Origin of the sequence: uncultured Kordia sp. (assembly GCF_947496985.1) — a bacterium.
In the GTDB taxonomy this organism is placed as follows: Bacteria; Bacteroidota; Bacteroidia; order Flavobacteriales; family Flavobacteriaceae; genus Kordia.
Genome location: NZ_CANMEZ010000010.1, coordinates 120,039 through 141,780, shown reverse-complemented (window position 1 = coordinate 141,780; position 21,742 = coordinate 120,039). Strand labels below are relative to the sequence as shown.

The window sequence follows — 21,742 nt, the reverse complement described above, 5'->3', positions numbered from 1 at the left end:
GTTAATGTTAAAGAAACGAATGTTAATTAACATTTGTAAGAAAGCCTCATTAATAAAGGGCAAAAGTTATATTATAGGCATTTTTAAAATCACCATTGTTTATCTATTAATGACATTACGCCAACGTAACTATTTTCTTAATTCGTTAAAAACTTTTGTACTCACCCAATAGATATCCTGATTGCTTGTGTAAAAGAAATACTTACCATCATTTGATACAAAAGGACAGAGTTCATGACCTTTCGTATTTATTTTATCTCCCATATTGATCGACTTTGTCCAAGTTCCATCTTCCTTTTTAAAACTAATATAAAGATCTCCTTTACCCAATCCTTCGGGACGATTTGCACAAAAAATGATATATTTTTCTTTAGGATCAATAAAAACATCGGCTTCGTAATATTTTGTATTTATGGCTTCACTAAGAGCAACTGCTTTTTGAAAAACTCCATCTTTAAATTTTGAATAATAAATATCAAAACTTTGTTGTTTGTTATTAGCATTATGCTTGTTTGATGAAAAATACATCGTACCAGTTTCTGTGAATGAAATATAGTATTCATTTTGTTTTGTATTTATGTTTGGCCCAGCATTTATAGGATTTGACCATATATTCCCTTTCTTTTCTACATACCAAATATCGTGATCGTCCTTAGCACCTTTCCCATCAAATGAACGTTTCGATATAAAATATAATCGATTTTCATCAGGTGATAAAAACGGATCATTAAAACCATAATTTTTATTTGATAAAATTGTTTTTGGTATTGTCCATTTATTGGCAATAAGTTCTGTAAAACGTATTTCAGATGTATTTCCAGTAGCAACGCCATAGTAAAACGCAGTCGCTGATTTGTTGAATACTGAACCAAATTCGTATTCTCTTTTTTTAGAAATCAAATCAGGCGCAAATATTTCTGGAGTCAATGATGGTGTTTTTTGTCCAATATACTTAAAGTCGCCAGCTGCTTCTTGTGCATATCCAACAAAACAAATGAATAAACTGAAAAATAGATACTTATTGAGTAAATGCATAACGTTTTGGTTTTTGACTGATAATCAAAGCTATATGAATATTAACTAAAATCAAAAGTATTTATTGTTCTTATTGTTTTGATCAGATTTTGCTTATTGAAAACTCATTCTAAAGTAAAAATAAAGAACAAACGATTCAACCTGATTTACAAATTACGCTTTTTAGCGCTACTGAAAATCAAAGTATTAAAATATATTTGTTTGGTACAAAAACGAAACATTCGATTGAGTAGCTACTATCGTTTTTTGAGTATTTAGGTCGAATCCGAAAAGCCTGTTTTAAATAGAGTAGGGAAATTAACTCATACATTATGTCATTAGATATTCAAGTAACAAATCCGATTTCTGCAGCTTCTCAATTTATTAAAGATCAAGATGGAAATAACAGTAATATTTCGGTGAGTACTTCTGAAGTTGGAATAGGAACCGACATTCCTACTGCACGTTTAAGTATAAAAGCCGTAAATGGTTATACAAATGAGACATTTAATATTACAAATGCAAATACTGGCGATTCCATCATTGCCTTTATGCAAGGAGGTAATGGTCATGGAAACTTCGCAGTGAAAAGAATTGACGGAAAGGTAGCTGTAGCTCTAAATGGCGGTGGAAGTAGCTGGGTAAATGTAGATACGAATGGTGGTAATTTTGGAGTAGGAACTTCAAGTCTGCAAGCAATGCTAGATGTCAATGGAAACGCAAGATGTACCATGTTGACAGTTGTAAAAGGTTACCAAACTTCTATTTTAAATATTCCACAAGCGAGTATAGCTCCAAACCCAGGTAGATTAGAAACACTTTTTATTGATCCTTCAACTGGTAAACTTTATTATCAATAGAGTAAAAGATCGTATTTTAATAAAAAAGCCTTTCCATAACGGAAAGGCTTTCTAATATTATTCATGTAGATAATTATTTCTTTACAAATTTCTTTGTTAAGATTTCATCTCCATCGTTGATTTGTAATATGTACATTCCTGTTTTTAGATTGTTTATATTGATTGTTTTACTGTATAATGTTCCAACTTTTACAACCTGACCTAACATAGAATGAATTTGGTATGAAGCGTTTTCTTCTGCAAAGATTCTCACTTCTATTTGATTCACCGCAGGATTTGGATATACCGTAAATTCTTCTTCAAGTAATACGTCTTCTTCTTCTGGAGAACGTGAAAGTAAGATAACATCTGTTTTTGAAGATGTCCCTTCTGAGTGCATTCTCGCGGAAGCGTTCACAATACCTGTAATCGTAACCTGATCTATGTAAATTTGATCTGCATTTGACGAAGCATCGCATTGGAATCTGAACTTCGCATTATTTACAAAATTATAGTTTGCTTTGCTTAAAGTTACTTTTGAACTTAAGAAATTATTGTTTTGGAAATCAGTTCCACTTACATATGCACGAACCGTTTGCCAGCTTGATCCATTGTAATAACGTAGCCAGAAATCTTCGCCAGTTTCCATACTATATGAATAGAAATAGAACTCTACTTCTACTTCGTCATACGCGGCTACATTTACATCATTTAATGTCATTGATGAAGCCGTTCCTGAGTTATCTCGAATACGCATAGATCTACTTCCTTCATACGATCTGCTTCCTGAATAACGGTAGCAATCGCCGCCGCCATCAACCCAACCATCTAAGCCAGTTTCGAAGAAACCTTCATGTAAAACTGTTGTACTTCCAGGTGTTCCGCCAGTATTTCCTCCACCATTTACAGTATGTGAACCAAGATCAGTAGTTGTATCTGTGGCATATTCGTCCCATTCTGCTTCCGTATAAGTTGTGTTTGGACTTGTAACGCTTGCTTTTCTTCGCAAGGTTACGTTTTGAGCAAAGTTTGAACTTCCACCATTGAAATCTCCTATAATATCAATTAAAACATTATTTTTAAATAATCCGACAGCATCATTACCATTAAAAGTTACTACAGCACCACCAGTTGTAGCATCAGCTTCATTTTGTATAGAAGAATTTGCCGAACTGTTAGCTACTACATATACATTTCCGTTTCCTAAGCTTCCGGTTAATGCATAAGGAGAAGACCAGCTTCCTGCGCCATTTGTTTGTTTTTTTATGGTATAAATTGATAAATTAACGCTGTTTCCTGTAAAGTTTGCAATTTCTAAGGCTTTGTTGTTTGATGAACCTTCAATGTATTCTGAAAAGAATAGATCGTCTGTACTTCCTCCACCAGTACCAGGATCAGTGCCACCGCCGCCGTTTCCGAATTTATCTTCGGCTTGTGGTCCGCCCCAAATTTGTGTGGCAAATGCTGGATTGTCAATAAAAGGATTTCTGTTTCCTTGAATTCCTGCAATAACATCATTACGATTTGATTCAAATGCAGAAACTGGATCGTCAGCATTCCATTGTAAGAATAAATCAATCATATTATTATCACTACTTACAGAGCTTCCTGTTCCTACATATATAGGCAAACAACGATTTCCGTAACGGATATACATAAATAGAATCATACGTGCAACATCACCTTTCCATTCGTCTCCAGGATACCAATCGCCATTTGAGTTTATGAATCCAGCTGCACCGCTTCCAGTTCCAAATTTACGATTGTTACGTGTTGAGTTTTGTTGAAAATCACACGGACGTAAGTTGTGTGCGTCTGCTCCTGCGCCTGAAGTACCTAAATCTGGATTTGCCAATGATTTTGCAAACACATGCTCTCTGTTCCAGTCGCCAACGCTACCGCCATTGTCAAACTTTCCACGAGTTCTATCGGTTTTTACATTTCCGTCAGTATCATTGTGACCATAAATTAATAATACTTCGGAACTGTTGTTTGGATTTAAATCCGATTGCTGTAATACGTTCCAAACGCCGGGCGTATATGATAGAAACGTTGAATGTGTCGCAATAACTTTGGTTGCCAATTCGTCTTTTAGATTGTTTCCCGATTGTGATAAGTTTACGTCATTGTAATACGATGGAATTTGCGCATACGCTGTAATGCTTACGGCTAGAAATAGCCAGAGTAAAAGTTTTTTCATGTAGTATATTTTGGTTAGGTTTATTAGTTTGAAATTATACGCAAAACATTTTTTAGCTTACAAAACGAGTCTATTTATTAGAGATCAAAAAAAACGCCTTAATTCCCAAAGGAAGTAAGACGTTATGATTGTAAATTATTTGATAGAATAATTAGTGTTTTTCGTGATTGCTGGTAAAAATGTCGTTTGCATAATTTCTCTTTCTACACTCTAAAAATAGGTAGGTTTTAGGAACTATGCTAGTAATTTTATGTTAACAAATTGTTTGCTTTTTATTTCTACGTTTATCCCTTACGAATCAACTACTTAAACCGTACTTTTCATTCATTTTGAAGCTTAGAAACAAAATTTTCAAAGTCTTTTTTGAACGCTACATATTTGTCTCCTGTTGCAGGTCCATTAAAACCTGTATGAATGCGTCGGACTTTTCCTTTTTTATCTATAAAAATAGTCGTCGGATAAGATAATACATGATTTAGCATTGGTAATTTTTCTTGTGCTTTTTTCTTGTCAGATGTTCCAAATTGAGCTAATAAGATTGGATATGGAATATTGAGACGTTTTTGTAAGCGTTTGATATTTGCAAATGCTTTTTCTTTGGTTTTTGCATATTCAAAAGCCAAGGCTACAAATTTCACTTCCGTATTATTTTTTGCGTAGCCCGAATAATATGTTGACTCATCTAAACAGTTTGGACACCAAGTTCCCATGATTTGCACAATACGTACTTTTCCGTTTAGACTTTCATCCGTTAGTGAGATATTTTTTCCTGAACTATCTGGAAAAGAAAAATTGAATTCTTTATACCCTTCTTTTATATATGTTAGATCTTTCGCATTCGGCAATTCGTAAGTTTCGTTACGTTTTGCTGTAAATGGTTCTTTCCAGTGATTTCCTGATTGAAATTCACCCACCATTGTACTATCTGTAACTGTTGCCGTAAATAAAAATGCATGTGCACCATCAAATGTAGAGAGTTGTAATTTGTCTCCATTGAGCGTTCCTTCTAAATACCGATAATCGCCCGTTGTAGTTCTAAACGTTCCTGTAACTGTATTTCCAGTTTGTTTAAAGATTCCTTTTGCAATATATCGATCAACTTCTACATCTGGGCTAAATACAGTTTCCCAATTTCCTGTTATGTTTGCTTTTGCATCTCCTTTAGTATTTGTAAAACGAGTTCTTTCTCCAAAGGTAGCCGTAAATGGAACATATCTATCCAACGAAACTTTGATGAATTCGCCTTTAATCGTGTTTGCATCTGTAAACTTTCCTTTTAATACACCTTCATACACATCCATTTTTATCGTAACAGAGTCATCTTTGATTGTGATATCATTTACCGAAATACGTTCTTCTGCATTGTGAATTTCAATTCCTTTACTTGTTGTTGAAAATATAAATGGTAATTCTTTTCCATCCTGAACCGTTAAAGCAACGCGCCAAGAACCATCTTTTAGAGATAATACTTCTTTCTTAGTTTCTTTTTTCCCACAGGAAACTAACAGAATTCCCAAAAAAAGTATATATAATTTTTGTATGTTTTTCATTTATGCAATTGTAATTGTGAATTGATTTGTTCGTATAATGATGAAGCAAATTACAATTAAAATTGGAGAAGTTTCAAGAAGATAACTCAATTTCGTTTATCAAGTAAATTGTTCTTGCCAAATTAGTTTCTTTTTTTTGAAAAAGAATCCTCCAATCATGGAAACCACTCCCGCAGAAAATCCAACTATCGCATAAAAGATTCCATAGGTGTTTTCTATTTCAAAAATCATTGGTAAACGCGTTAAAACTTCAGCAACAAATGCAGAATATAAACCTATTACCGACCAATACATCATAGCTAAATGATTCATAATTGGGCTTTTGAAACCTTTAAAATATAACGGTAACATGCCTAAACATAATGTTACTGTACTTACAAAAGCAAAAAAGTGTAATATTCCTATTTTTCCGTGTAAACGATACATCATAAAAGATGTGACACATACGATCATCATTGCAATTCCATAGAATCTGCCTACTCTTTTGTGTAACAATGTCCCTTTTGTTTTTGCTAAAATGATACTCCCTGTAAGCAATGCTATCAAAGCTGCTATTGTATGAATCCATCCTGTGATATCGTGTGGCATCTTTTATTTTTATGCTAAAGGTGTTATTATTTCAACATATTTACTATTTATTGTAACTGAGTTGTAGAAATTTTATGATGAATTGTAAAGTGATGCTTTAACTTTACATAAAATAGTCTAAAATCTACTATAAATACTGTCTAAGAAGTTCTCACTTACACAGGAACAAACTGAACTTCCATCACGTTATTTATTATTTTTTCACATCACAACTTCCAAAAAGCATAACGAATATGAAAATTGATTTTGGTACTATATTTGAGGATTTTTATTTAGTACAAACGATCATTAAAACTTAGAATCAACTATGAGAAATACCATATTTTTTTTATTGATAATCTCTCTTTGTTCTTGCACTAATGAAATAGAAATTATAAAAGCTGAGAATATTGAGTTAAATACTACTATAGATTCTCTTTATTACAAATTAGATTCTTTAAAAAATTTACCAAGTGTTCAATTTGAAAGTATCATTTCTAAAGATATTTCAATCGATTCTTTACGAGCTAAATCTACTAGTGAGTATATTTTATTAATACATCAAAATGAACTAAAAACAACAGATTCTATTCTTACTCTAGAATATTTAAATTTTTCAAAAAAATATCCAAATACATATTTTTCAATGTATGCAATTGATCGAGTTAGAAACATAAGAGAGAAAAAAAGAATCCTAAAAATACATCAATTAATAGGAAAGTGGAATTGGGAAACAAAAACAAATATGATGATTCCATATAAAGGACAGATCAATGAAGAAATTCAATTTGACAAAAATAAAACTGTAAAATTCTTTAAAAATGGGCGTTTAGTTTCTGAAGAGAAATATACGTTATTAAGAAAAACGGCTACAGGTCATCATATTAAATTTAGTAAACGTGGAATCTATGCAATTTCAATTAAAACTAATGGATTACTAACATTAACTAAAGGCGCTGGTATTTGTATTGATTGCGGAACTGATGTATATAAAAAACTATCTAAAATCTAATCTCTAATTTGATGCGTTCTTATTTGTCAACTTACCGCATTATCTTATCTTTGCAGACTATTCAATATACTAATACTAATGAAAATATCATATAATTGGGTAAAGCAATTTATTCAACTTGATTGGGACGCTGAAAAAACTGGAGAACTTTTAACCGATTTAGGTTTAGAAGTTGAAGGAATAGAGAAATATGAATCTGTACAAGGCGGATTGGAAGGAATTGTAATTGGGCATGTACTTACCTGTGTACAACATCCAAATGCAGATCGTTTAAAAGTGACTACTGTTGATTTAGGAACAGGAGAACCAATACAAATTGTATGTGGTGCGCCAAATGTTGCTGCCGGACAAAAAGTGCCTGTAGCTACTGTTGGCACAACTTTATACGATGCTGAAGGAAAAGGATTTAAGATCAAAAAAGGGAAAATTCGTGGAGAAGTTTCTAACGGAATGATTTGTGCCGAAGATGAACTTGGTTTGGGTGAAAGTCATGATGGAATTATGATTTTAAATGAAACTCTTGTACCTGGAACACTCGCAAGTGAAGTATTTGATATTGAAAATGATATCATTTTTGAAATTGGATTAACGCCAAACCGTGCAGATGCAATGAGTCATTATGGAGTTGCCAGAGATTTAAAAGCTGGACTGACGCAAAAAGATATCAAATTAGAATTAATTACACCTTCTACAAGTAGTTTTAGAGTTGATAATAGAACTTTAAAAATGGACGTAGATATTGAAGATAAAACTTTAGCGCCACGGTATTGTGGAGTTACCATTTCAGGTGTACAAGTAAAAACATCTCCAGATTGGTTACAACATCGTTTAAAAGCAATTGGTTTAACACCAAAAAATAATATAGTTGATGTTACTAATTATGTATTACATGAGTTAGGACAACCATTACATGCGTTTGACGCGAATTATATTTCTGGAAATAAAATCATTGTAAAAACATTAGAAGCAGGAACGAAGTTTACAACGTTAGATGAAGTTGAACGCGAATTGCATGAAGATGATTTAATGATTTGTGATGCTGAAAAACCATTATGTATTGCTGGTGTTTTTGGAGGAATAAAATCTGGCGTGACCGAGAATACAACAAATATTTTCTTAGAAAGCGCTTACTTTAATCCTGTTTCTGTTCGTAAAACGGCAAAGCGTCACGGATTAAATACAGATGCTTCTTTCCGTTTTGAACGTGGAATTGATCCAAATATTACGGAATATGCATTAAAAAGAGCTGCTTTGCTAATTCAAGAATTGGCTGGTGGAGAAATTACAAGTGATGCTACCGATAGTTATCCAACAAAAATTGAAGATTTTCAAGTACGTGTTTCTTTCGAAAATATCACCAAATTGATCGGAGAAGAATTGCCTAGAGAAACCATCAAGAATATTTTATCATCTTTAGAGATTAAAATTAATTCAGTTACTGATGGTGGATTAGGATTGACAATTCCTGCCTACAGAGTTGATGTACAGCGTGAAGCTGATGTTATTGAAGAAATCTTACGTGTATATGGTTACAACAACATCAAGTTTGATGAAAAATGGCATATCTCAGTTTCAAATACGTCTCGTTATGAAGATTATAAATTGCAAGACGTTGTTGGAGCGCAGTTAGTTTCACAAGGTTTTTATGAAATCATGGCGAATTCATTAACAACAGCATCATATGTAGAACTTTCTGAACAATTAAAAGCTGAACATAACATTAGCATGCTGAATCCCTTGAGTAACGATTTATCAGTAATGCGTCAATCGTTATTATTCTCAGGATTAGAAGCAATTTCACACAATATCAATAGAAAACAAGCTGATTTAAAGTTCTTTGAATTTGGAAAAACATATCATGCTTATAATGAAAATCGTGAAGAGCGCAAACATTTATCATTATTAATTACAGGAAATACCAACACTGAAACTTGGCGACAAAATAAGCCTGTAACGAGTGACTTTTTCTATGCAAAAGGAATTGTAACAGCTGTTTTATCACGTTTAGGATTGCATTCTTTAAAAACTTCTCCAATTAAAAACGATATCTTTTCTGAAGGATTGACTTTAAGTTTAGGAAAAACTAAATTAGTAGAATTCGGAATTGTAAAACGTAAAGTAGCAAAAGCTTTTGATATCAAACAAGAAGTTATTTATGCTGATTTCAACTGGGATAATGTGATTGAAGTTGCTAAAAATAGAAAAATCAAGTTTAAAGACATTCCGAAGTTTCCAAAAGTTCGTAGAGATTTTGCTTTGTTAATTGATGAAGCAACTACGTTTGCCGAAATTCACAATATTGCAAAGCAAAGCGAACGTAATTTATTGAAGGAAGTGAATTTGTTTGATGTATATCAAGGTGATAACTTACCTAAAGGCAAGAAAAGTTATGCGGTAAGTTTCACATTGCAAGACGAACACAAAACCTTGACTGATAAACAAATTGATAAAATCATGAACAAACTTCAGCAGAGTTTTGAAAAACAATTAGGTGCTGAATTGAGATAACGCTTCGACTATGCTCTGCGTAACACAACAACACAAAAAAACGCTTTTTACTACGGTAGAAAGCGTTTTTTTATTTTACTGTTTTCAAAGTACTTCTCAATACAATTTTCTAGAAAAACCATTTGAAGTAACATTTTTAATGATTAAGTGACAGATTGCTTTGATTTTTAGAAAACGAACAGCTCTATATTCGATATAAAATTCTATACGCAAACGCAGGATTACTAAAATTACAGAAATACAAATAGGTTTTTGTATTCAAAACACTTATCCAACTCATATTGTTAAAGGCAAAACACTTCAAAATCAAGCATTAAAAACTAAAAATAAATAGTACGGTAAAACCGTAATTAGCTATTAATAATTTTTTTGTATTTTTAAAAATCTTAATACATAAAAATTATGTTAGACAAAATCGCAAATCTTAATGGTTTTAGCTATATCGCTAAAAAAGGACAACGAAACATTATTGGTGGCGCGCCACGTTTTTGTAGTCATCGCAGACCTTGTGATTTCCCGTATGCTTGTTATCAAGGAATTTGTAGACTTCCATAAGTATATATTCAGAAAAGACAATATCAACCAATCCATTTATACAAAAAGTCCTTTGAAAATCATTTCAAGGGACTTTTTAATTGATTACATTTTACTTTATTAAGTATTTCAATTAAGATATATGTAATAACCACACCAACTTAACCACCTCAAATTATGCATTTTACAATTCGTACTACGTAAAACCCGTATTATACAATACTTCTTTTGGGGTATTATTAAAACACCTCTTTCGTATGATGTTTTGATTCCTAAAATACTGCAATTTTGTCCTGTTCATAATTTATAACGTGCACTTAAATTACAACAAGGCGGTATCTGAAAAGCCTATTTTTAAATAGAGTAAGAAATATAAAATAAATTTAGTATGGCTAATAATTCACAAACAGTAAACCTTAAAGGAAGTGGTTATGCATTAGTTTCTATTACAGGATTAACAAATGCAACTTATAAACAACATGTAGCGGCATTTATTAATGCTAATGATGGACCAAGTTCTCAAGAATTCTCAGGATCAGGAGAAGGTAAACCAATGAAAGAATTTTATACACAGAAAATTCAATTACCAGCATCAGTTGAATTTGATTTTAAATTTTCAAAAGATGGTGGAGCTACATTAGAACCAGCAAGTAGATCTCAACAAACAGAAGAATTTATGGCAAAAGGTATTTCATTATATAAAATATCTTCTGAAGATGCTTCAGATAATGATTATAATGATACTGTTATGCAGATGTCTGTAGCACTTGTTGGATAACAAGTACTTATTATCTCCAAACTATAGCCAAAGAAGTTGCTCTTTAAATTTAAGAGCAACTTTCTTTTAAAAAACATTAAACTACTTCGGATTAGGCTAGTTTTTACAATGTTTGTTAGCGCTATTTTTTGATAAAAATCGTACAATGAGTTAACTATTATATTTTCAATATATTTACAATTAAACTTAATATCACATGAAAGTATCTAAACATATTTTTCTTCAAGCAAATACCGATAACATTATTAAAAGTTACACAACTTTTACAGAATTTCTGAATAGTACCAAGAAAAAAAAGAGAGCCAAGTTAAAGTCAAAAGCACTTATTGATTTCAAAGAAGAAGTACTAAGCAGTACTCTTATATTTTCTCAAGGATCCATGTCGTTAGGTGATCCAATCAAACAGTTTGCTATTGATGTGCATTCAAATGAAAGAGTTTACTTTACCATATTACCATTGTTCCTTTTTGTTCGTCATAAATTACATTTTAAAGATTTCGTTTGTGAAAACAAAAACCTTACACCTGTTCCCGAATTAGGAAAGGAAAATGAACCAGTTAGTTTTTATATAGATGTAGATCCAAAAGAAATTCCTAAACCATTATCATTCTCTTTAGATATAACACTAGAGTATTTAAATACTAATGGAATTACAAAAACATTTGACTTTACTGTAGATCCTGTACTTCGAGTTGTTCAAGACTAAGATTTTATGAATACTATATAATGACTTTAAAAACCATATCATTTTTCTTTTTACTTATATGCTTCAATTTGTGTGGACAAAATCAAAAGAAGGCAGATAGTTTAAAACGCATATTCAAGGAAAAAGAAATGCTTTCAGATTCAGTTGCCACTGATTTATTATCTCAAATTGTTATAAAGTCCTCTTCTCCTGAAGAAATGCTGGAATATTCAGATGTATTATTAAAAAGATCTAAACAGTACAGACCAATTTATTATGCAATAAAAGTCTATAATGCTAAAGGTGTTGCGTATCGACTTAAAGGAAATTTAGAAAATTCTTTAAAAAACCTTTTTAAGAGTGCTGCATTAGCAAGTGATAACAAATATCCCATTTTTGAAGCTGAGGCGTATAGTGAAATCTCAAATACGTATATCGCTAATGATGATTTTAGTAATTCTTTGATTTATCAGACAAAGGCAATTGATATTTTTAGAAAACAAAAAATTAACAAACGTCTTTGTATTGCTTTATTAAATACTGGTTTTAATTATTATTCAGTAGGTAAATTGGATACTGCTTTAAAATTGTATAATGAAGCAGAACCCATTTTTGATGAAATAAACATGTCAATAGGGAAAGCATATACAATTGGCAACAGAGCTTTAATTTATTGGAAGAAAGGAGATTATTCAAAAGCTGAAGAAGATTTATTCAAAGCAATTGATATGCTTAAACCTCTTGGAGATCAGTTTGGAATGGCTGATTATCACAATCAATTGGGAAATATTTATTTAGAGCAAAATAAGATTAAAGAAACCATATTTCACACACAAAAGTCTTTAGAAATGTCTGAAAATGTTGGTTTAAAAGAACAAATAAGAGATGCCTCATTATTACTTTCAAAATTATACACCAAGAAAGAAGATTACCAAAAAGCATTGAAGTATCAGGCACAGTATATTGTATATAAAGACAGTGTACAAAACAAAGAACAGACAAAAAAGATAGCCGATATACGTACCAATTTTGAAGTCAACTTAAGAGAGAAAGAAATAGATTTACTTGAAAAACGAGAAAAACTAAATACCTATTACATTATAATTGCTTTTATATTATTAGTCTTATCAATCACAATTCTTCTGTATTTTAGACAACGATTTAAAACGACTAAGCTTATTGCTTCTCATCAAAAGAAAGAACATAATGATAAGATTAAAAACTTACTTAAATCTCACGAAACGAGAGTTTTACAATCAATGATTCAGGGGAAAGACAATGAAAAAAAACGTTTAGCAAAAGAGTTACACAATCATTTTGGAAGTTTATTAGCGACAATAAAAGTAAATGTAAGCAGAATAGAAGAACATGCTATTCCCAACTATAATACACTTACAGAATTAGTAGATAAAGCTTGTACAGATATTAGAAATATGTCACATTCTTTGCATTTAGGTATTTCTGAAGATTTTGGACTTATTCATGCTTTAAGAGAGTTAACGATTCATTTAGAGCAATCTAGAGAATTGAATGTTGAATTTTCAGCTTCTATAGATGATGGACTTATTGATTTTGAAAACGAAATTATAATTTATAGAATTGTACAAGAACTCGTTAGTAATGTGCTCAAACATGCAAAGTCTACTAAATTGTCCATCTCGCTTACTTTTTTTAGTGATGAAAACCTTATCAATATTTTAGTGAATGATAATGGAAAAGGATTTGATACAAATAAAGAGTTTGACGGAATGGGTTTAAAAAGCATTAAAGAAATTGTTGCACAACATAATGGAGTTATTTCATTTGATAGTAATTCAATTAGTGGTACAACCGTGAACATAGATTTACCCGTTACAATTAAAACAAATTTGATATAATTATGATAAAGGTGTTAATAATAGATGATCATTATTTATTTGCAGAAGGTGTAGCATCTTTATTCAAACCTGAAGACGGTATTAAAGTTGTTGCACATACGCAAAATGGAAATATTGCTCCTTCTATTTTAGAAGAAACAGAAGTTGATGTCATTTTAATGGATATAGATATGCCAGTTATTGATGGTATAGAAACAATGCATTTGTTAAAGGAAAAAGAGATTGACATACCAATATTAATGCTTACAATGCATTTATCAATCCAAAAAATCAGAGATTCCTTAAAAAGCGGCGCGCAGGGTTATATTATTAAAGATGCATCCAAACCAGAACTCATAGAAGCTATAAAAGCTACTAGTGAAAGAAAAAACTATTTTCATACCAAAATAAACGATCAAGTGTTTGATTATTTTAGAGGACGAAATAAAGCAAATACTATTGTTGACGAGTTATCTAGTCGTGAAAAAGAAGTCGTTAAATGTTTGGCAGATGGCATGAATAGTAATGCCATCGCCGAAACCTTATTCATAAGCAAACATACTGTAAAAACGCATCGAAGAAACATTATGCATAAGCTTAATGTTAAAACTTCTGCCGAACTTATAAAGTTAGCTATTGAAAAAAAAATTATTGATATTTAAAAATTCAATATTCTTTAAACGTTATACATTTTATCACGTTGCTCTTTTATCTTTTTATCTCCCATATAATCATCAAACGTTAAATAACGATCAATAACACCTGTTGGTGTCAATTCAATGATTCTGTTAGCAACTGTTTGTGCAAACTCATGATCATGCGTTGTAAACAATACAGTTCCTTTGAAGTTTTTTAATGAGTTGTTAAACGCAGTAATACTTTCTAAATCTAAGTGGTTTGTTGGTTCATCTAACATTAATACGTTTGCTCTAATCATCATCATACGAGATAACATACAACGTACTTTTTCTCCTCCCGATAGTACACGCGCTGTTTTTAAAGCTTCTTCTCCACTGAAAATCATCTTCCCTAAGAATCCACGAACGAATACTTCTTCGCGTTCTTCTTCCGTTTTAGACCATTGACGTAACCAATCAACTAGAGTCATATCATTATCAAAAAATTCAGAGTTATCAACTGGTAAATACGCTTGAGAAGTTGTAACTCCCCATTTATATTCTCCTGCTTCAGCCTCTGCATTTCCATTAATGATTTGGTAAAAAGCACTTGTAGCACGAGAGTTTTTAGAAATTACCGCTACTTTATCTCCTTTTGCAAGATTAATATCTACATTTTTGAATAATACTTCTCCATCTGCACTTGCCGCTAAGCCTTCTACATTTAATATTTGATCTCCAGCTTCTCGTTCTCTGTCAAATATAATTGCAGGATAACGACGGCTTGATGGTTTGATGTCTTCTACTTTTAAACGTTCCAACATTTTTTTACGAGAAGTTGCTTGCTTCGATTTTGCAACATTGGCGCTAAAACGCTGAATAAATTCTTGTAATTCTTTTGCTTTGTCTTCTGCCTTTTTATTTTGTTGTGCACGTTGTCTTGCTGCTAACTGGCTACTTTCGTACCAAAATGTGTAGTTTCCACTATAGTGGTTTATTTTGGAGAAATCGATATCTGAAATATGTGTACACACTGCATCTAAAAAGTGTCTATCATGCGAAACCACAATTACACAGTTATCATAGTTTGCTAAAAAGTGTTCCAACCAAGAGATTGTTTCAAAATCCAAGTCGTTTGTTGGCTCATCCATGATTAGTACATCAGGATTTCCAAAAAGTGCTTGTGCTAATAATACACGTACTTTTTGTTTACCATCTAACTCACTCATTAATGAATAATGATTTGCTTCTGCAATTCCTAAGTTTGATAATAAAGCGGCAGCATCAGAATCGGCATTCCAACCATTCATTTCTTCAAATTCCACTTGCAGCTCTCCTACGCGTTCTCCATCTTTATCTGAAAAATCTACTTTTGCATAGATATCATCCATTTCCTTTTTGATAGCAAATAATGGTTTGTTTCCCATAATTACAGTTTCCAATACAGGAAATTCATCATATGCGAAGTGATCTTGTTCTAAAACAGACATTCGCTTTCCAGGTTCGAGATGTACATGTCCCGAAGTTGGGTCCATCTTTCCTGATAAAATTTTTAGAAACGTAGATTTACCAGCGCCATTGGCTCCGATAACACCATAGCAATTTCCTTGATTAAACGATGTATTTACTTCATCAAATAAAACGCGTTTCCCAAATTGTACGGATAAGTTAGATACAGATAACATTCTTTATTATTTTTTAAACTTTTTATATATTGCGCAAAAGTAACAATTACATTGAATATTATCATGGTTTGTCTTAACGTTTTAACATAGATTTTTAACAGCCTGTTAACAGCATATTGTATTTGTGTTGGTTAGATTTGTTAAAACTTGAAAAAGTTGACTAAATTACTATGAAATACATTACCCCTTTATTACTTATTCTAGTCTGCTTTGGTTGTAGTAAACCTAAGAAAGAAAGCAATAAAAATGTTGCCTATTTTGGTGGTGAAATTATCAATCCTAGTGACGAATATGTGTTGTTGTATCATAAAGATAAACTTGTCGATTCTTTAAAACTCGATGAGGACAATCGTTTTTTGGTTAAACTTAAAGATCATGAAAATGGCTTATACAAATTCTACCACAACCCTGAACATCAATACATTAACATAGAAAAAGGCGATAGTATTTTATTGCGTTTGAATACATTAGCGTTTGATGAATCTTTGTTTTATACAGGAAAAGGTGCTGAGAAAAATAATTTTTACACTGATTTATATTTAGTTCAACAACAATATAGAGACAACAACTTATATAAAGATTGTAAATTAGATCCGGCTTCTTTTGAAAAGCGTATTGATTCTGTTTATAAAGATAGAATACAACGAACAAAAGAGTTTTTCTCTCAAAACCCTACAATTTCAGCAGATTTTAAAGATTTCATTAATAATGTAGTCACCTATACAAAGTATCGTTGCAAAGAAACGTATGAAAACACAATTAATGAACGCGTCAATGATTCTATTATAATACCGAAAGATTTTTTTAATTATAGAAAAAACGTCAATTTGAATGATTCTACATTAAATTATTACGTTCCATATATTCGATATGCAATGCAGTATATTAATAATGAATCGTATAGTGAATGTATTAAGAAGTCATTAAAAGAAAATTCTAAAATAAATACTTCTCTTATTTACAATAAAAATAAATTGAAAATGATTGACAGTTTAGTTACGTTACCAAATGTACGTGATAAACTGTTACGTTATACCGCCTATTCTTATTTTAGAAATAATCATACTGACATTGATAAGAACAATGATTTCTTTAAAATGTTTCAAGTAATATCGCATAATTCAGAGTCTAAAAAAGAAATATCAAACTTGCATAAAGGAATTAAGGATTTGCAAAAAGGAAGTTTCTTTTCTGATAAAATTCATGTACAAGACACAAAATATAATAAGATTCCTGTAAATACTTTAAATTCTAAAAAAGGAAAGACTGTTTTCTATTTTTGGACTTCTAGACAAACTGGACATAAAAAGCTGGTTACTCGTAAAATTAAAGTATTGGCTGAAGATTTTCCAGAGCTAAATATTGTCGGAATCAGTTTAGACACCGATCATAAACGTTGGAAACGCGCTTTACGAGAACTTGAATTTCCTGTAAGCCAGCAATATCGAGTTGTGAATGAAGAAAGCCTTTCAAGAGATTTTGCTTTAATCAGTATTAATAAATTGATTATTACAGATCAGAGTGGAAGAATTCTGGATGCGTTTTCAAACGTATACAACACAGATTTAAGAGATCAGTTAAAAAAGTAGTAAAAATAAATCTATATAAACATAAAAAGCATCTTAGAAATTTCTAAGATGCTTTTTATGTTGTAAAAGTAGTATTCAACTACTTTATATTTAAAATACTAGTTTCCTTTTTTGTAATCTGCTAAGAATTTTTCCAATCCGATATCTGTTAATGGATGCTTTAACAATCCAACAATTGACTTTAATGGACCTGTCATAACATCAGCACCAATTTTTGCACAATCAATTACGTGCATTGTGTGACGTACAGAAGCTGCTAAAATTTCAGTTCCAAATCCGTAATTATCATAAATCATTCTGATTTCTGCAATAAGATTCAATCCATCTGTAGAAATATCATCCAAACGACCAATAAATGGAGATACATACGTTGCTCCTGCCTTAGCTGCTAACAAAGCTTGTCCTGCAGAAAAAACTAGGGTTACGTTTGTTTTAATTCCTTTGTCCGAAAAATATTTACACGCTTTAATACCATCAGCAATCATTGGTAATTTTACTACAATTTGCGGGTCTAACGCTGCTAACTCTTCTCCTTCTCTAACCATTCCTTCGAAGTCCGTTGCAATTACCTCAGCAGAAACATCGCCTTCAACTATTTCACAAATTGCTTTGTAATGATTGATGATGTTTTCTTTTCCAGTAATTCCTTCTTTCGCCATTAATGACGGATTCGTTGTTACACCATCTAAAATTCCTAAGGCTTGTGCTTCACGAATTTGATCTAAATTAGCTGTGTCGATAAAAAATTTCATTTGTTGTCTATTTTAATATATGAAAGTTGTGTTTTCCTTTTTGGGCGTTTTGTCAGGCTTTCTGCTCTATCTTTTTTTAAATCAAACGTCTTTGCAAGAATTTTCAAAAAACTCGTAACAATCTTTGTATTGAAAAACAAATTACTTCGTCGTTTCTCCTTGTAATGACATATCAAAATAAAAAAAGGATGCCGCATCAATCCTGAACGCAAATTTGGCGTAAAATTACAATATTATCAAACGTTATAATCAACTTCATAAATAGAATAGTCCGTGAGTTATTAACATTTTTTTGAATCTGAAAATAGTAAAACCCCTATCATTTATAAATTATTAAACTAAACCTAAGTAAATACAAATCAAAGCAATAGTATCAAAAAATCCGTGTATCGCAATAACAAACCATAAATCATACTTACGTAGGTAAAATATAGTAGCAATAATAGCACCAATAGTACCTGTAACAATTTGCCCTGTAATTCCTTGAGTTCCGTGTAAATAGCCAAATAAACAAGCAAATACTATAATATTTATAACAATACTTACTTTACCATCTCCAAAAAACTTTACAAATTGCTTCATAAAATATCCTCTAAAGACAATTTCTTCTCCAAATCCTGCGGAAATCCATATGAATAGTAAAGCAAATAAACACAAGGCCCAATTACCTTCTAATCCTTCAAAATCTGAGTAATCTATTGGAATTCCTGTAAGCTTGGTTGCTAAAGGTATCAATACAAAAAGATAAAATAAAAATAGTCCAAGCGCCACCAAAGGAGCAATAACAAAAATGCTTTTAAATTTAAAATTGGAACGTTGAAACCCGAGAGAAGAAAATAGTTTCCCTTTGTATTCTATATAACTTGCTACAAAGATTAATATAGAGATTACAATAGTTGTTACATATGGCGTTGGAATAGGTCCAAACCATATAAAGAAGATAAGAAAAATTGCAATTAGTGGAGTTAATACGTGTTGTAAAGTGTTTTTGTTCATTGTTTTTCGTTTTTAATTTCAAAGCGAAATAATGAACTATCTTCTTGAAAAACCCTATAAATACTATTGTTTTTACTGAATGGTCGTAAATTTACAACTGAATAGTCTGGTGTTTTTTATACCTTTTGTTCAAACCAATCCATAAAAGCTTTTCGTTTGTAACGACTGATATTGATTTCCGAGATTTCAGTGTTCAAAATAGATATTTTTAACCGCACTAATAACTTTCCATTTTCTATTTTTTCAATTTGATCAATAGAATTTATATGAAGAATAATTTGTCGGTTTGCTCTAAAAAATAATTGACTATTGATGGTTTCTTCTAATTCATTTAGTGTAAAATCAGTTGTGATGGTTTTGCCATCTTGTTGAACTGCATATACAACTTTGTTTTCACTATAAAAACAAGCAATATCTTCATAGGTAAGTCTAGTTGTTTTTGCTCCATGCGCAATAGTTATCTTTGCTTCTTCAATAGAAACTCTATACAACTTGTATATATCCGCAGCATATAAGAGGATAAAAGCAACAAAACAAATCAGTAGTGTGAGTAATAAACCAATTAACAAATAATATAATTGTAGTTCTCCCTTATTTGCAATTAAATACACCGGAATATAAATTAATGTAATGTATCCTAGTGTTGACACTATAAAGCGCACAATCCTTCCTGTTTCTACTTGTTTTGAGAAATATTTTTTTTTGTAGAATTTAAAATTAAAATCAGCCACAATACCAATAATAGTTCCTAGCGTAATAGAGGCAATAATTCCTTCAATTGGAAAAGCATATGCGTCACTATCTGGAAAACTATTTCGTTCCGACAGATGATTAACGATCAGCGAGAAGATACTTAACACTAGTAATTTCCGAATAGAACTCCATGAAAAAAAATTTGAAAACCTGTGTATCAACGTGTTGGATTTTGTTCTTTCTTTTTGTGTTTTACTCATGAATTGAAAACCTGTTTTTATAGAAATTCAAAAGTAAAAAATATTTTTATGTATGTGTTTTTTTAAGAGATATGAAAAGTGAATTGAATGTAAATTTCAGCATTCAAAATCAATAGAATTAAAAAAAGCCTGCATCACACAGGCTTTACAATCGAGGTTTCAAAGTATGCTACTGATTTTCAACAGTAGTATGCTATTGTATTGAGTGACAATTTGCTTCTTTTTTTTGAAACTTTGATTTTATAACAACTAAATAAATAATCTATTTATACTATAAATTACGGTAAAATGAATTGATTTTTGACCAAAACATGTATAGTTGTCATGTTTGAATGTAGAGTTGGTATTTTTTAAGATTTATCTTTCATTTTTTTGTAAAACAAAAGATGGTAAACTCATCGTCTTAATTTACTTTCTGAATTACTCTTAGGTATAAGTTTTCAACTTTAGTACGAGCCCACGGTGTTCGCCTGAGAAATTTTAAGCTTGACTTAACGGAAGGATTACTTTTAAAGCAATTGATATTGATCCGTTTTCCTAATTCTTCAAAACCATAATAATCAACTAAGGTTTCTATTATTTCAGCTAATTTTACTCCATGCAACGGATTGTTTGGCTGTGTGTTACTCATCCGTTTTTATTCTTTTGTATTCGTAACGCATATCGTTTGATAATGATATATCTTTTAGGATTAGCATATCATTTTTTATCTCTAAAATTTCAAATGTACGATCACCAATAGTAAGCATGTTATTTTTAAGCGTATACGTAACTTCTAGAAGAAATTGTTGCTTATCAATTGCTAGTTTTTCATTTTTTTCAAACCTGAGTAACACATCTGAACTTATTAGTGGATCAACTTCTACATGAACAGGTTGATTAGCTGTTTTTGACTTTCCAGTAGCCTTGAAAGATTTTACTTGTGTTTTTAGTTTCCATGAACCAATGATCTCTTTTTCAAAGTTTGTTTGTGCGGTAGCTAAATTTAGTCCAACTAGTAAAAAAAGTATAATTCCGATACGCATATATGTTTGTTTTAAGTAGTTTGCAATCCAAGGTGTTTTTTAAAATAGTCAATAAACCAAAAGACGTCATCTAATACATATTGTTCATTTTCACCATCAAACCCAAGTATTAAGTGTTTTTGATGCTTAGTATCTACTAAAAATAGTTTCGCTTCAAAAGATTCATCTTCAAGTTGTTTGGTTGCGTATTCAAAGTCACTAATATTTGAAGCTTCAAAACGTTGTACTTGTTCATCTTCAATTATTTTAATGACGTTATCTTCTAATATTTTTTTATTTTGATTTGCCTTCTTTTTTGATAGCATTCGAAAAATATTTATGACTCCAACAATCAATAAAGCAACACTAACTCCTATAACTTTATTTTCTGCTCTTAGAGCAATTTCAAAAGTTGTTATGTTTATAAATATTATAGCAGCTATTCCTATAATTATTGGTAAAATGATAAAACCGAATAATACCATATAATCAACTTTGGATTTTCCTATAATGATTTTACCATTTTCTTTTGAAAACGAAATCTTTAAGCGTTTTAGTTTTGATTCTAGTAAAAAAGTGCTTGAACTGCTCATATTCGATTGC

The 21,742-nt window shown here is 31.1% G+C and carries 20 protein-coding genes; 9 read left to right on the top strand and 11 right to left on the bottom strand.

The features are described from left to right. Positions 1-129 precede the first annotated feature (129 nt). Complete coding sequence (locus Q0828_RS20600; RefSeq protein ID WP_298425877.1) at positions 130-1,035, bottom strand: hypothetical protein; 906 nt, start codon at positions 1,033-1,035, stop codon at positions 130-132. Positions 1,036-1,346: 311 nt separating this feature from the next. Here Q0828_RS20600 and Q0828_RS20595 point away from each other — a divergent pair, with 311 nt between their 5' ends. Continuing rightward, a complete protein-coding gene (locus tag Q0828_RS20595; RefSeq protein ID WP_298425874.1) occupies positions 1,347-1,874 on the top strand; it encodes a hypothetical protein in 528 nt (175 codons plus the stop codon). Between the two features lie 73 nt (positions 1,875-1,947). Here Q0828_RS20595 and Q0828_RS20590 read toward each other — a convergent pair whose 3' ends face one another. From Q0828_RS20590 to Q0828_RS20580, 3 genes are all read right to left on the bottom strand, one after another. Further along, positions 1,948-4,053 (bottom strand): endonuclease, encoded by a 2,106-nt coding sequence (locus tag Q0828_RS20590; RefSeq protein WP_298425871.1) that lies wholly within the window; start codon positions 4,051-4,053, stop codon positions 1,948-1,950. 320 nt (positions 4,054-4,373) lie between these two features. After that, on the bottom strand, positions 4,374-5,603 hold the full coding sequence (locus Q0828_RS20585) for a TlpA disulfide reductase family protein (RefSeq protein WP_366523621.1): 1,230 nt from the start codon (positions 5,601-5,603) through the stop codon (positions 4,374-4,376). A gap of 99 nt (positions 5,604-5,702) precedes the next feature. Next, a complete protein-coding gene (locus Q0828_RS20580; protein ID WP_298425869.1) occupies positions 5,703-6,191 on the bottom strand; it encodes a DUF2306 domain-containing protein in 489 nt (162 codons plus the stop codon). A 307-nt stretch (positions 6,192-6,498) separates the two neighbouring features. Between Q0828_RS20580 and Q0828_RS20575 the strand changes: the two genes are divergently transcribed. The 7 genes from Q0828_RS20575 to Q0828_RS20545 all read left to right on the top strand — a co-directional run bounded on the left by Q0828_RS20575 (position 6,499) and on the right by Q0828_RS20545 (position 14,205). Continuing rightward, the gene (locus Q0828_RS20575; protein ID WP_298425866.1) at positions 6,499-7,182 is read left to right on the top strand and encodes a hypothetical protein; all 684 of its coding nucleotides are present in this window, start codon (positions 6,499-6,501) and stop codon (positions 7,180-7,182) included. A 78-nt stretch (positions 7,183-7,260) separates the two neighbouring features. Continuing rightward, complete coding sequence (gene pheT, locus Q0828_RS20570) at positions 7,261-9,690, top strand: phenylalanine--tRNA ligase subunit beta (RefSeq protein ID WP_298425863.1); 2,430 nt, start codon at positions 7,261-7,263, stop codon at positions 9,688-9,690. Between the two features lie 402 nt (positions 9,691-10,092). Further along, positions 10,093-10,245, top strand: a complete 153-nt coding sequence (locus tag Q0828_RS20565) for a hypothetical protein (protein ID WP_298425861.1) — start codon at positions 10,093-10,095, stop codon at positions 10,243-10,245. A gap of 367 nt (positions 10,246-10,612) precedes the next feature. Continuing rightward, entirely contained in the window at positions 10,613-11,002 is a 390-nt protein-coding gene (locus Q0828_RS20560; protein WP_298425858.1) for a fucose-binding lectin II, read from the top strand. A gap of 196 nt (positions 11,003-11,198) precedes the next feature. Then, a complete protein-coding gene (locus Q0828_RS20555; RefSeq protein WP_298425855.1) occupies positions 11,199-11,708 on the top strand; it encodes a hypothetical protein in 510 nt (169 codons plus the stop codon). A gap of 20 nt (positions 11,709-11,728) precedes the next feature. Further along, positions 11,729-13,564 carry an ATP-binding protein gene (locus tag Q0828_RS20550; protein ID WP_298425852.1) on the top strand — a complete coding sequence of 612 codons (1,836 nt, stop codon included), beginning with the start codon at positions 11,729-11,731 and terminating at the stop codon, positions 13,562-13,564. A gap of 2 nt (positions 13,565-13,566) precedes the next feature. Then, positions 13,567-14,205, top strand: coding sequence for a response regulator transcription factor (locus tag Q0828_RS20545; protein WP_298425849.1), 639 nt, complete (start codon positions 13,567-13,569; stop codon positions 14,203-14,205). Between the two features lie 14 nt (positions 14,206-14,219). Here the strand turns inward: Q0828_RS20545 and Q0828_RS20540 are convergent, their stop codons facing one another. Continuing rightward, the gene (locus tag Q0828_RS20540) at positions 14,220-15,845 is read right to left on the bottom strand and encodes an ATP-binding cassette domain-containing protein (RefSeq protein ID WP_298425846.1); all 1,626 of its coding nucleotides are present in this window, start codon (positions 15,843-15,845) and stop codon (positions 14,220-14,222) included. A 170-nt stretch (positions 15,846-16,015) separates the two neighbouring features. On the opposite strand from Q0828_RS20540, the gene Q0828_RS20535 reads away from it, so the two are divergent. Beyond that, a complete protein-coding gene (locus Q0828_RS20535; protein WP_298425843.1) occupies positions 16,016-17,434 on the top strand; it encodes a thioredoxin-like domain-containing protein in 1,419 nt (472 codons plus the stop codon). Between the two features lie 98 nt (positions 17,435-17,532). Here Q0828_RS20535 and fsa read toward each other — a convergent pair whose 3' ends face one another. The 6 genes from fsa to Q0828_RS20505 form a co-directional block, all read right to left on the bottom strand. After that, complete coding sequence (gene fsa / locus Q0828_RS20530) at positions 17,533-18,186, bottom strand: fructose-6-phosphate aldolase (protein ID WP_298425840.1); 654 nt, start codon at positions 18,184-18,186, stop codon at positions 17,533-17,535. A gap of 333 nt (positions 18,187-18,519) precedes the next feature. Continuing rightward, entirely contained in the window at positions 18,520-19,182 is a 663-nt protein-coding gene (locus tag Q0828_RS20525) for a type II CAAX endopeptidase family protein (RefSeq protein ID WP_298425837.1), read from the bottom strand. Positions 19,183-19,298: 116 nt separating this feature from the next. Then, positions 19,299-20,135, bottom strand: a complete 837-nt coding sequence (locus Q0828_RS20520; protein ID WP_298425834.1) for a LytTR family DNA-binding domain-containing protein — start codon at positions 20,133-20,135, stop codon at positions 19,299-19,301. A gap of 403 nt (positions 20,136-20,538) precedes the next feature. Continuing rightward, the gene (locus Q0828_RS20515) at positions 20,539-20,766 is read right to left on the bottom strand and encodes a VF530 family protein (protein ID WP_298425831.1); all 228 of its coding nucleotides are present in this window, start codon (positions 20,764-20,766) and stop codon (positions 20,539-20,541) included. Further along, positions 20,759-21,160, bottom strand: coding sequence for a hypothetical protein (locus Q0828_RS20510; protein ID WP_298425828.1), 402 nt, complete (start codon positions 21,158-21,160; stop codon positions 20,759-20,761). Before Q0828_RS20510 ends, Q0828_RS20515 begins: the two co-directional genes overlap by 8 nt. 11 nt (positions 21,161-21,171) lie before the next feature. Further along, entirely contained in the window at positions 21,172-21,732 is a 561-nt protein-coding gene (locus Q0828_RS20505; RefSeq protein WP_298425825.1) for a hypothetical protein, read from the bottom strand. Positions 21,733-21,742 lie beyond the last annotated feature (10 nt).